Raw genomic sequence first — 12822 nt, forward strand, 5'->3', positions numbered from 1 at the left:
AAAAAAAGACTCCTCGCATGACAGGATTAGCTGTTCTGCGAAAAGTCTCGTTTGTTTGTTTTTATGAAGATGATGCTGGTTGATTCTCATTGAAGTCCCTCAGAAGTTCAACGATCTCGTCCTGTTTATCCACAGGAACGATCAGTTTGCCAATATGTTTGCGCTCAGTAATCGGAACACCTTCCGAAGAGATCGGATGCACTTGGCCTTCCTTGGTCATTACAGTGATCTTACGTTGCTCTTTGCAATAAAACGCTCCAACAATACAGCTGCCATTCGGTTTCACACGTTTGCCTTCCTTGAACTCGAATGTGGCAAGCCCCTTGCCTCCACGGCTCTGGATAGCATAATCCAGGAGTAATGAACGTTTACCATATCCCAAATCGGACAACACGGCAACTTCACCTTCATCTCCTTCTACCCATAGGGCAGATACAACTTCATCTGTATCTCTTAACTGAATACCACGAACACCACCGGATACACGTCCCATTGGATTAACCTCATCCTCTCGGAAACGAATCGCCATGGCTTCTTTTGTAATCAACATAATATCTTGACCACCTGTACTTAGATGTACAGATAACACTTCATCGTCCTTGCCCACTTTACAAGCCGCAACTGCACCGGAACGCTTGGTAACGTAATCCTTCAGTTCCGTTCGTTTCACCTGTCCTCTTCGCGTAACGAAAACCAGACTGTGGTTTGGCTCTTCAAAGGATTTCACAGCAAGCACACTTGCAATACGGTCATCTTTCGCAAGGGGAATGACATTCACAATGGCTGTGCCTGGATCTTTCCACTTGAATTCAGGTACCTGGTGAACAGGTAACAGGAAGTACTGCCCTTTCCTCGTAAAGACAAGCAAGTTCTCAAGCGTATTTACTTCCAGAACCTGAGCGATATAATCGCCATCTTTTACTCCACTTCCGCTCCGTTCACCACCTGAACGTGTAAAGGACTGCATGCCTGTACGTTTCACGTATCCCTCTTTGGATAACGTAACAAATACATCTTCCGCATTGACAAGCACTTCGAGATTAACCTTGAGTTCTTCCACTTCACCCTGGATCGCGGAACGACGGTCTATGCCGTATTTCTCACGAATCTCCATCAATTCTTTGCGGATGACTCCGATGAGCTTGCGGTCACTATCCAGAATAGATTGTAGTTGTGCAATCTTCTTCATCAGTTCACCGAGTTCCTTCTCCAGAGAATTGATCTCCAGATTAGTCAAACGGTACAATTGCAAAGTAAGGATGGAATCCGCTTGGCGTTCCGTGAATCCAAACATCCACATCAGGTTATTTTGAGCATCTTGACGGTTCTTAGACGCTTTGATGGCCGCAATGACCTCATCAAGGATGTTAAGTGCTTTTACCAAGCCCTCGAGCACATGCGCACGGTCTTGCGCCTTCTCCAGCTCAAACCGGGTACGGAATGTTACAACTTCCCGCTGATGGGCAATGTAAGCCTCGAGGATCGATTTCAATCCTAATTGGTGAGGTGCTTTATTCACAATCGCCACCATATTGAAATTATAGGTGACCTGCAGGTCGGTTTTCTTCAGCAAATAAGCCAAAATACCTTGTGCGTCCGCTTCTTTTTTCAGCTCAACCACGATTCGCAGACCTTCACGTCCACTCTCATCACGCACTTCGGCAATACCTTCAACCTTCTTCTCAAGTCGGATGTTCTCCATCGCTGTAACCAGACGAGACTTCACGACCTGATAAGGGATTTCGGTAATGACGATTTGCTGTTTGCCACCGCGCATGTTTTCAATCTCGGTTTTGGACCGGATATAGATCCGTCCTTTACCTGTGCGATAGGCATCCAGAATGCCGTCACCGCCCATTATCAATCCGCCTGTTGGAAAGTCAGGACCCTTCATAAACATCATGATCTCGTCCAGCTCAATCGATGGTTTCTCCATCACAGCGATGGAAGCATCAATGACCTCACGCAGATTATGTGTAGGAATCTCGGTTGCAAAGCCCGAGGAAATACCGCTGACGCCATTAACCAGCAAGTTCGGATAACGGGATGGCAATACAACCGGTTCTTTGGCCGTATTATCAAAATTATCCTTAAACAGCACCGTCCGTTTCTCGATATCGCGAAGCATCTCCATTGCGATGGGCGACAAACGGGCCTCCGTATACCGCATCGCCGCTGCCGGGTCATCATCCTGTGATCCCCAGTTACCATGACCGTCCACGAGCATATGGCCCATTTTCCAAGGCTGAGCCATCCGCACCATACCCTCATAGATGGAGGAGTCACCATGTGGATGATAATTACCCATTACGTCCCCAACGGTTTTGGCAGACTTGCGGTAAGTCTTGTCAGGCGTATTACCTGAATCGTACATGGCGTACAGAATACGCCGTTGTACTGGCTTCAACCCATCCCGGACATCCGGAATGGCTCGATCCTGAATAATATATTTGGAGTAGCGACCGAAACGGTCCCCAACGACCTCTTCGAGAAAGGCCGGCATAAATTGTTCTGATGGACTCATTCCAAGCACCTTCTATTCTTCGTACTCTGTAAAGTCGACGTTCTCTACAATCCAGCGTTTCCGCGGATCAACCTTATCACCCATGAGCGTAGATACACGACGTTCTGCTTTTGCTGCATCAACAATCTGTACCTTCAGCATCGCACGAGTTTCCGGATTCATTGTTGTCTCCCACAGTTGATCCGGATTCATCTCACCAAGACCTTTATACCGTTGAAGCTCAACATTATTACCAAATTCCTTCATATAATTCGCCAGTTCTTCATCCGTCCATGCATATCGAACAGTCGCGAGCTTACCAGACTTACGAGTAAGTTTGTACAATGGCGGCTGAGCAATATATACTTTGCCTGCATCAATTAAAGGCTTCATATAACGATAAAAGAAGGTCAACAACAGCACCTGAATATGTGCGCCGTCCGTATCCGCATCGGTCATAATGATAATTTTGGAATAATTGCTGTCTTCAACTGCAAATTCGGTTCCTATGCCCGCACCGATCGCTGCTGTAATCGCACGATATTCTTCATTTTTGAGAATGTCGGCCAGCTTTGATTTTTCCGGATTGAGCGGTTTTCCCTTGAGGGGCAAAATAGCCTGAATCTTCGAGTCGCGTCCCTGTTTGGCAGAACCACCTGCGGAATCCCCTTCGACAATAAATAACTCATTGCGGGTAAAATCCTTTGATTGCGCCGGCGTCAGTTTGCCGTTCAGGTTGGAACTTTCACTGCGTTTCTTGCCTGTGCGCATATCATCACGTGCTTTGCGAGCTGCTTCTCTGGCTCTGGAGGCTTGAACCGCTTTGCGAATTAACGTTTGCGCTACCTGCGGGTTTTCTTCCAGGAACCTTTGAATATTCTCGGACACGACCGAATCCACTGCACTTCGAGCGGAAGCGCTGCCGAGCTGATCCTTTGTCTGACCTACGAACTCAACCTCTGACATTTTGACACTGATGACGGCCATCATACCTTCACGCAGGTCATTACCTTCGAGGTTTTTGTCTTTTTCCTTAATCATGCTGGTACGCCGTGCGTAATCATTCATTACACGGGTATACGCAGCCCTGAATCCGGTCTCATGAGTACCGCCACCCCGAGTAGGTATCGAGTTCACGAACGAAGCCAGTGTTTCCGTATAACCCGCGTTATACTGGATTGCCACTTCGACTTCAATGTCATCCTTCTCCGCATAGAAGTGAATAACATCATGCAGCACATCTTTATTTTCGTTAAGAAAAGCAACAAATTGGCTTGCTCCGCCTTCATACATGTATTCATCCTGATTGCCGGAACGTTCGTCCTTGAGCACAATTCTCAGACCTGAATTCAGAAAAGCAATCTCCTGAAGGCGTTCTGCCAATGTATCATAATTAAATTGAATGCCGTTCTGGAACACCCGAATATCCGGTTTAAATGTAACTTTTGTACCTGTCCGATTGGTATTGCCCAACACTTCGAGACCGGAGACCGGTTCACCGACATGTTCAATCCCTTTTTTGTCCTTCCAATACTCGAATCGCTGACGATGAATCTTGCCATCACGGAAAATCTCGACTTCAAGCCACTCGGACAATGCGTTTGTAACTGACGCACCTACACCGTGCAAACCGCCTGATTTTTTGTATCCTGATCCACCAAACTTTCCGCCTGCGTGCAAAATCGTAAACACGACCTGGGGAGTAGGAATCCCTGTTTTATGTATACCTGTCGGAATTCCCCTTCCGTTATCCTGAACCGTAATAGAACCGTCCTTATGCAGCGTGATATCGATTTTGGAGCAGAATTTGGCGAGATGTTCGTCGACAGCGTTGTCGACAATTTCCCATACCAAATGATGTAGACCCGAAGTGCTGGTGCTGCCGATGTACATCCCCGGCCGTTTCCGTACCGCTACCAACCCTTCAAGTACTTGAATGTCGTCCGCGTCGTAGCCTGAAGACCCCTGTCCTCCGCCTGTCGAACCTGCCGACATATCGATTTGCTCGACCATTCATGCTCCCCCTTCTTAACTTGCAACTAAAAAAATGCCTAAAATGCAAACAGATGTTTTCTTATCCTTGTCCATTTTAATTCAAGATATCCCGTTTCGTAAAGACAAGGAATGACACAATGAGTGAAGCAATGCCCCAAACACTAAGCACAATAAGGGAAAAACCTAAATTCATACCCTCGATTGGAGGTAACCCGCCAGACAAATAATTCGGAAGTTCGAGGTTAACCATGAACAAATACTTCGCGGTCTGCCAGGACGCTGCCATACTGGTCAAGATTGTTCCTGCAATCAAAGCGGCCATCATGATAACGATACTTGCAGCAGTACTGCGCACAAGCACGGATACCATAAATGCAAGCATAGCCACAATTACACTCACAAACCAGATCAGTCCTGCCTGCATTAGCATATACAGCCACTGGTCTACAGCATGCACTGCCGACATATCGACATCTGTTCCCACAACTTTGAATCCTGTGAAGATTGGCAGGTTGAAGCCTTTATAACCAAAGACCGCACCCGATATGACATAACATATAATGTAGGCTGATACCACTATGATCGAAACAAACATAATCAGCGTAATTAATTTACTCAGAAGCACTTTCCAGCGTCTGACAGGACGCGTTAAAAGCATTTTAATCGTACCTGTCGTACGTTCACCAGAAACAAGATCTGAAGCAATAGCCATGATTAACAGTGGAATAAACAATCCAACTGCGTTGTTCATGAACTCCCGCGTAAAGGTAACACCACCCGGTTCTTTGGGATTGATGTCATTTTCAAGATAATACTGCATCTGCTGGATATATACTGTTCTATATTTTTTGTACTCTTCAGGTACCCGATCACTGCCGAGCGAGTTCTGATTGTCTGTGATGGCCTGTTGAAGTTCAAGACGCCAATCGCCGCCAAACTTGTCACGATTATTCTCCGCAGATTTCATCTGGGCATACGTAAACATCGGTACGAGGACCGCAAGTACAATAAATATAATATAAAGCCGTTTTTTCTTCACCATCTTAATCGTTTCATTGCGGATCAGAGGCATGATATTACTCAATGGATTCACCTTCTGTCATTTTTAAGAATAGTTGTTCGAGCGTAGGCTGAATCCGCTGTACCCCTTCAACCTGAATACCTGCTTGAACCATCTGCTGCACCAGATCAGGAATTCGATCTTCATGCATCTCGGCAACCACGGCGTTGGGACCAAGGCCCGCAACAATGGTATCATCCATCACATCCGCAGGTCGACCTACCAGAGCAATGCCTGCATCCTGCAACATTTTTTTGCCTTGCTCCAGTGGTGAAACATGCCATATAGCCAACTTCGAATGATCTTCAATCAGTTCGCTTACACCTCCAACAGCAAGCACACGTCCAGCACTGATAATGGCTACTCTGTCACAGAGAAGCTGGATCTCACTTAACAAGTGACTGCTGACAAATACAGCCATACCTTCGCTGGCAAGTTGCTTAATAAAGACACGAAGTTCCTTAATGCCTTTTGGATCAAGACCATTTGTCGGTTCATCCAGAATAAGCAGACGCGGTCGCCCAAGCAGCGCTTGTGCAATACCGAGCCGTTGACGCATACCCAATGAGTACGTTCTGACTTTATCGTGAATCCGCTGATCCAGACGCACAATATCTACAACTTCCTGAATTCGTTCATTGTCCACACCTGGTTGCATGCGGGCAAAATGCTCCAGGTTCTCCCATCCTGTCAGATATGTATATACCTCCGGATTTTCAACAATGGAGCCTACATACTTCAAAGCACGCTCAGGGTCCCGATTCACATCATAACCACAGACTTTAATTTTCCCTTCTGTCGGTTTGATCAGATCCACCAGCATCCGTATCGTTGTTGTTTTGCCGGCACCGTTGGGACCGAGAAATCCAAAGATTTCACCAGGTTTTACGTCAAATGTAACGTCCTTAATGATCCACTTGCGTCCGATCCGCTTCTTCAGATGCTGTACAGACAAAACGGAATCATACTGCTGCTCTGCCATTTAATTTCCGCTCCCTTCTGCCGGTGTATCTGCCTGGAATTCCTGTGCAATCCGAACTGCAATTTGCTCATAACCTTGTCCGTTGGGATGGAAATGATCTGAAGAGAGATACTCCCCCAGATGATTTTCAAATAAATCGAATGTAGGGACCAGTGTCATCTTGTCCTCATTGTTCAAAATAGCCAGTGCAGCATCGTTCCATGCTGCAACCACTGCATTACCCGGCTTCTCCAGTTCCTTCACATCGCCAAATGGATTGTACAACCCTATGTACGCAATCTGTGCATCAGGATTAATTTCTTTGACTTTCTTCAATATCTCTTGAAGGCGCTTCGACGTTTCTGGTAAAGCCGCTGCCAGCTGCTCTGCTGTTGGCGGATCTTCCCCCTGTAGAACTTGTCCTCCCTGAAACAAATCATTTGCGCCAATCGAGAGCAAAATAAAATTGGACTGCTGCAGGACGTAACGCACACCTTGCTCATCAAGTTTTGTCATTAAAGCATCTGTTCTCAAACCGTTTACACCCAGATTATTAAGAACCTGAACGTCATATCCTTTATCTTTAAGCAGGTTTCCTGCACGTCTCACAAAACCGAGTCCTTCATCATCCCCCGTGCCTCTTGCCAAGGAATCGCCGATGACGGCCATCCGAATCTTGCCATCTTCCACGACAGCCGGTTCCCCCTCGATATCCTTAGATGGAGCAGTTGCCTCCTGGCCTGTAGTTAATGCGGAATCTCCCTCGGGGAAAATCACGTCTTTTATGGCGTATCCAAATCCAAATAACAACAACAAAGTTGCCAAGATGGAAACTGTACTGACAGTTCTCCAGATCCATGGTGCTGAATCAAGGCTTTTTTTCTTTTTCATCATCACATCTCCGCTCATGTACACCAGTCCGGGTGCTTTATAATTTATAATGACTTTACATTAAGGCGTGTCTGAAAATCCGCTTCCTTCGGAGTTTTCAGACACGCCTTAATGATGCTATTCCTAAATAACATAAATGTTCTGTCGTTAATTTGCAAATTTTGGCGCTATATTCGCAAAATTCATTTTCCTTATGTCATTTTACGGAAAAAAGGTTATACCATACACAGATTTGAACTGTGTGCTGGCATAACCTTGTGGAAAAGAAATTCATATTTTCTTCATTATAAACCGATTACTTACCGATAAACTCTTGTGCCCAGTATCCGTTGTAGAAACCTACACCGATATGCGTAAAGTTTTTGCTCAAGATATTAGCGCGGTGACCTTCACTATTCATCCAAGCTGTAACAACTTCCTGTGGTGTTTTTTGTCCTTTGGCAATGTTCTCACCTGCATAGCTGTAAGTTACTCCGAATTGTTTCATCATATCAAACGGAGAACCATACGTAGGTGACTGGTGATCAAAATAGTTATTGTTACTCATATCTTTTACTTTAGCAACAGCTACTTTGTCCAGAAGTGCATCTGAAGACAGAGCGTTCAGACCTGCTTTAGCACGCTCAGCGTTCACAAGTTTTACAACTTGAGTAGCAAAGTCGGATTGTGTGCTTTCGCTACCATTATTACTTGTATTGTTACCTGTGTTACCCGTGTTTGAAGGATCTTTAGCCGGTGTAGTTGCCGGTTTTTCTTCTTGAGCTGGTTGTGCTGGTTGTGCTGGCTTAGTCGTTTGATCAGGCTTAGTTGTAGGCTCAGCAGGTTTTGTTGTTGGTTGAGTTGGTTTTGTTGTCGGCTCAGCAGGTTTCGTCGTTTGATCAGGCTGCGTAGCAGGCTTCTCTACAATTTGCCCCTCGGATACGGTGTATCCATTTTGTTTGAGCCATTTCTCAATATAAGCTTTCAAGCTGTCTGTACTTGTAATTTTGTACGTTGTGACAGTCTTATATGTTGAATCTGCAGCAGACGCGGAAGCAGGAAGCATTACCCCTACGGCCAGTACGGCTGTCAGACTACCTGTTACGACAGTTTTCATCCATTTCTTTTTCAAATTCATTCATCTCCTTAAGATTAGTTATTACAACTTTGTAATTAATACTCTAGCAGTATATCAATTCAACAGGAGATTGTGAACCTATAAAATATGGAAAAGTAACTTTTTTGTCATTTTTTAGCCATAAAAAAAAGACATTCGAACTAAAAATGCTAGTCGAATGTCGCTTCACCATCTATTTATCATTCACCACACCAGAATGTGCAGATCAGGATATCATGAGAATTTCCATGCAATAGAAGAAACTTTATTTATACTATAGAAGAACTTTACTGAACCGATAGCCTCTCTTCTGAAAACCAATGTGCTCATAAAAAGAGTACGTTGTTGAAGTCACTTCACGGTTTGCACCCGTGACAAACAGTTGTTTACCACCTTGCTGTCTGCCCCAATCTTCGGCACGAGCCATCAGACGACGGCCAATCCCACCACCACGATGTTCTTGACCTACAATCAGGGAAGTAATCTGTGCGGCAGGTTCTGGATAGGCATGACTTTGCACACATTGCAAGCCAATCACACCAATAATTTGTTCATCCACTTCGGCAACAAGCATGCATGCGTTTGGATTGGTTTCCAAACATTCAATACGTTCTTTCATGACATTGGTTGTTGTCGGATAGCTGACCTCTCGCATCAGTCCCGTTACCGCTTCAGCATCTCGTAGCTCACACTCTCGGATCATCAGTACAGGGGCCTCAACATTATTGGACATGATTTACCTCCACTTTCAGCATATTAGCGGCTTGCACCGCTGTTTTACGAGCTTCTTCCACATCTTGGCCAGCACTTAAGGCTACAGCCATTCGGCGTCCTACTTTGGTCTCAGGTTTGCCAAATACACGAATCTGAGTACGAGGAAGAGCCAGTGCTTCTTCTATCCCGCCTACAGTAAAGTCAGATGTTTCATCATTAGCCTTCAGCGTTGCTGAAGCTCCCGGTGTCAACAGATGTACACCTGTGACCGGAAAACCAAGAATTGCACGTACATGCAGCGCAAACTCGGAACTGTCTTGCGTCACCATTGTAACCATTCCTGTGTCATGTGGACGAGGAGATACCTCGCTGAACACAACACCATCTGGAGTCAGGAATAATTCCACTCCAAACAGTCCATAACCGCCAAGTTCATCCGTGACGGATTTGGCAATATGACAAGCCTGCTCCCATTGTTCAGGAGTCATTGCATGAGGTTGCCAGGATTCGACATAATCCCCATCCTTCTGAATGTGGCCGATCGGAGGACAGAATACGGTGCCTGATACAGACCTAACGGTAAGTAATGTAATCTCACTGTCAAATTGCACAAAGCTCTCCACGATAACACGAACGGATTTGCCACGAGCCCCCGAAAGAGCAATGTTCCAGCAATCCTCCACGTCGCCCGGTGTTCGGCATACACTCTGCCCTTTGCCGGATGAACTCATTAATGGTTTAATGACACAAGGTGTGCCAAGCTCACGTACGGCTTCCTGAAGTTGTTCCAGGTTGTCCGCAAAAAGGTAGTCAGCTGTCGGAAGTTTCAATTGTTCGGCTGCAAGCCGACGGATGCCTTCGCGATCCATCGTTAGACGTGCAGCTCGGGCAGTAGGTACTACACAAAATCCCTCTTCCTCAAGCTCCAGTAAAGCTTCTGTTGCAATAGCTTCAATCTCAGGTACGATGTAATGAGGTTTTTCTTTACGGATCAATTGTTTCAAAGCTTCGGCATCCAGCATGTCGATGCAGTAAGACCGGTGCGCGACCTGCATTGCAGGTGCGTTCTCGTAACGATCAACAGCGATCGTCTCTACTCCCAGTCGTTGGGCCTCAATAACGACCTCTTTTCCCAATTCTCCACTGCCTAGTAGCAGCATTTTTTTGGCTTGAGCCGTAAAAGGAGCACCCCACATGTTCTTTCCAATCCTCCCAAAGAGAAATCTTCTATATCTGTCTCTCTATTTTCGGGGTTTTGGTTAAAGATTGCAAGAGTACTCCCTATTTTTCTTGTGAATTTTACAAGATTTTTTGTGTTTTTTCGATCAAATTTTACAATTACCGCTCACAGATTCGATACTCCTTCCATTCCTCCCAAAATTAAGGAAATGTTAAAAGAGCAGACTTCCATATTCCAACGAATCGAAATACGCAAACAAATCCCAAGTTTAAACACTTGGGATTTGTCGATTTTTTTCTCTGAAGATTTCATTATGGGAAGAAACATAAGCCATCTGGGGTGCGTCTGGCGTCATATATTGTTTCGCACTATTAACTGCCACGATCGCATCATTGAAGGCACCTGCAATGAGTCTAACTTTGCTCTCGTGGGTCGCACAGTCCCCTGCTGCAAAAACACCCGGCAGACTCGTCTGTGCATGGTGACTCATTAGAACCATTCCATCGTCCATTTCTAAGCCACAACTGGCAAGATCACTTAAATTGCTTTTATATCCATGACTAATGACGACTTCATCCACTTCTAACACCACATTGTCCTGACTTTTCATATGTGTAATCTCAACCTGCTGGATTCGCTTGCCATTATTATGAAGTTGCGTGATGCTGTATGGTGTTCTCACATCCGTTATATTGTTCATCTCACTTACATTTCGTTCCATCGCGCGGAACTCATTATTCCGGTGGATTACAACTACACTGCGAGCAAGTTGAGCAAGTTCAATTGCCCAGTCTACAGCACTGTTGCCTCCACCCGAAATGAGTACACGCTTCCCAGCGAAATGTTCTGGATTTTGCACGGTGTAATGAAGGTTCTCTTGCTCATATTCAATCGGCTCCTGAAGCTCCAGCTTCTGAATCTCTGCGATACCGCGGCCTACTGCAACAAGGATCGTGCGCGTATAATGTATCTTCCCTCCAGTGGTATACATACTCCATATTCCGTTATCCAGTCGAGTGAACCTTTCCACTTTGCAATTCAATACAACCGTTGGATTAAACGTATTGGCCTGCTGAACAAGCCACTCGATCAACTTCGAACATTTCATAGGCGGTAAACCGCCTACATCCCAAATTGTTTTTTCCGAATAGGTATGCAGAAATCCACCAAGCTGGTCTTTACCTTCGATGATTTTAACTTTCATATCACGCATCCCTGCATAAAAAGCTGCATACATGCCAGCAGGGCCGCCTCCAATGATGGTTACATCATAGATATCTTCTTCATTCATTTTAAACACACCTTGTTTATTTAGTTATGAATTCGAGATACAAGTAACATTCCCAGTTTGCTTTATTTGTTTTTTGCTTCAAAAGCAGCAACAATATCATCAATGACATATTCATCGGCAAGTGGAGACATTCCCAGATTGAACCATTCCTTGCCACCCACCATGTAGACGTGGTCCTGCTTGACTGCTTTCAGATTTTTCCATAACGATGAAGATAACATATCTTCAAATTTCTTTTTAATTTCCGGATTAGTCTCATCATCCAGCTGAACGATCAGATGATCTGCGTCGTATTCAGGCAATACTTCCAAGGATACGGACATGGCAGTTTGATCTTTCGGGAAATTAGGAAGTGGATTCATTCCCAATCGTTTGTGGACAAAGTTTCCTCGGTCAAGGTTCTCCCCATGAAGTACGATTTCTTTTTCCATCACTCTAATGTAGAGAACAGTCTCCTCACCAATCAGCTTATTCAATTTGGCAGCAGCTACCTTCTCCTTATCCACCAAATCCTGAATCACCTTTTCTGCCTGTTCTTCTTTGTCCAAAATTTTGGCCATATCCCGCAGTTCATCGCGCCAATCATCACGCTGTGGCAAAAGTACGGTAGGTGCTATCAGAGCAAGCTGATCATAGTCCTTTTTGGACCACCAGTCAGGAGCGATAATTAAATCCGGAGCTGCCTCCATCAGGGCTTCAAAGTTAGGCGTTCTTCCTATTCCCATTTTCATCGTGTTTGCAAATGGCTCTTGCAAGTAAGAAGGAAAATCCTCATGGTAGTTCTGTACAGCAATGGGTACGATGCCAAGTGAATATAAAAATTCTGGATATACAACGGACAATCCAACTATTTTTTGTGGGTTCACCGGAATTTCAACTTCTCCCATTTCCGTGTTCACTTTTTTCACCTGACTGGCCTCTGTTGTTGAAGAATTGGCGGTACCCGCTTCTTGTCCCTCGCTCGAGGATGCTTCTTTGCCTGCTGCCCCACAAGCAGAAATAACGAGCATCAACATCATTGTGCATATTACGGTTAACCATCTAAATCTCATTCTCTATGTACCCCCTATAGGTCATTAATATATGACAATGTCTAATCAATAATAATTATCATTATCATTTGATATAGGA

General features: G+C 45.1%; 10 protein-coding genes. All 10 read right to left on the reverse strand.

Features of this window, described 5'->3' with window-relative positions:
* Window positions 1-61: 61 nt before the first annotated feature.
* Window positions 62-2524 (reverse strand): DNA gyrase subunit A, encoded by a 2463-nt coding sequence (gene gyrA / locus MKY87_RS04025; RefSeq protein ID WP_339783054.1) that lies wholly within the window; start codon window positions 2522-2524, stop codon window positions 62-64.
* A gap of 12 nt (window positions 2525-2536) precedes the next feature.
* Window positions 2537-4516, reverse strand: coding sequence for a DNA topoisomerase IV subunit B (gene parE / locus MKY87_RS04030; RefSeq protein WP_339783052.1), 1980 nt, complete (start codon window positions 4514-4516; stop codon window positions 2537-2539).
* Window positions 4517-4592: 76 nt separating this feature from the next.
* Entirely contained in the window at window positions 4593-5582 is a 990-nt protein-coding gene (locus MKY87_RS04035; RefSeq protein ID WP_339783051.1) for an ABC transporter permease, read from the reverse strand.
* A complete protein-coding gene (locus tag MKY87_RS04040) occupies window positions 5575-6540 on the reverse strand; it encodes an ABC transporter ATP-binding protein (protein WP_339783049.1) in 966 nt (321 codons plus the stop codon). Before MKY87_RS04040 ends, MKY87_RS04035 begins: the two co-directional genes overlap by 8 nt.
* The gene (locus MKY87_RS04045; protein WP_340914152.1) at window positions 6541-7410 is read right to left on the reverse strand and encodes a GDSL-type esterase/lipase family protein; all 870 of its coding nucleotides are present in this window, start codon (window positions 7408-7410) and stop codon (window positions 6541-6543) included.
* Window positions 7411-7705: 295 nt separating this feature from the next.
* Window positions 7706-8521 carry a CAP domain-containing protein gene (locus MKY87_RS04050; protein ID WP_340963054.1) on the reverse strand — a complete coding sequence of 272 codons (816 nt, stop codon included), beginning with the start codon at window positions 8519-8521 and terminating at the stop codon, window positions 7706-7708.
* A gap of 259 nt (window positions 8522-8780) precedes the next feature.
* Entirely contained in the window at window positions 8781-9239 is a 459-nt protein-coding gene (locus MKY87_RS04055; RefSeq protein WP_017687788.1) for a GNAT family N-acetyltransferase, read from the reverse strand.
* Window positions 9229-10416 (reverse strand): formate-dependent phosphoribosylglycinamide formyltransferase, encoded by a 1188-nt coding sequence (purT, locus tag MKY87_RS04060; protein WP_062835127.1) that lies wholly within the window; start codon window positions 10414-10416, stop codon window positions 9229-9231. The genes MKY87_RS04055 and purT overlap by 11 nt, the downstream gene beginning before the upstream one ends.
* Before the next feature lie 252 nt (window positions 10417-10668).
* The gene (locus tag MKY87_RS04065; RefSeq protein WP_339783046.1) at window positions 10669-11691 is read right to left on the reverse strand and encodes an NAD(P)/FAD-dependent oxidoreductase; all 1023 of its coding nucleotides are present in this window, start codon (window positions 11689-11691) and stop codon (window positions 10669-10671) included.
* A gap of 62 nt (window positions 11692-11753) precedes the next feature.
* Window positions 11754-12743, reverse strand: coding sequence for an ABC transporter substrate-binding protein (locus MKY87_RS04070; protein WP_339783045.1), 990 nt, complete (start codon window positions 12741-12743; stop codon window positions 11754-11756).
* Window positions 12744-12822 lie beyond the last annotated feature (79 nt).

Origin of the sequence: Paenibacillus sp. FSL R7-0198 (assembly GCF_038000415.1) — a bacterium.
In the GTDB taxonomy this organism is placed as follows: domain Bacteria; phylum Bacillota; class Bacilli; order Paenibacillales; family Paenibacillaceae; genus Paenibacillus.

What these genes read in the sequence shown, in the direction of transcription:
- purT (WP_062835127.1), bottom strand. Translation starts at nt 10,416, where the DNA reads ATGTGGGGTGCTCCTTTTACGGCTCAAGCCAAAAAAATGCTGCTACTA.
- gyrA (WP_339783054.1), bottom strand. Translation starts at nt 2,524, where the DNA reads ATGAGTCCATCAGAACAATTTATGCCGGCCTTTCTCGAAGAGGTCGTT.
- MKY87_RS04045 (WP_340914152.1), bottom strand. Translation starts at nt 7,410, where the DNA reads ATGAAAAAGAAAAAAAGCCTTGATTCAGCACCATGGATCTGGAGAACT.
- MKY87_RS04055 (WP_017687788.1), bottom strand. Translation starts at nt 9,239, where the DNA reads ATGTCCAATAATGTTGAGGCCCCTGTACTGATGATCCGAGAGTGTGAG.
- MKY87_RS04065 (WP_339783046.1), bottom strand. Translation starts at nt 11,691, where the DNA reads ATGAATGAAGAAGATATCTATGATGTAACCATCATTGGAGGCGGCCCT.
- MKY87_RS04040 (WP_339783049.1), bottom strand. Translation starts at nt 6,540, where the DNA reads ATGGCAGAGCAGCAGTATGATTCCGTTTTGTCTGTACAGCATCTGAAG.
- parE (WP_339783052.1), bottom strand. Translation starts at nt 4,516, where the DNA reads ATGGTCGAGCAAATCGATATGTCGGCAGGTTCGACAGGCGGAGGACAG.
- MKY87_RS04070 (WP_339783045.1), bottom strand. Translation starts at nt 12,743, where the DNA reads ATGAGATTTAGATGGTTAACCGTAATATGCACAATGATGTTGATGCTC.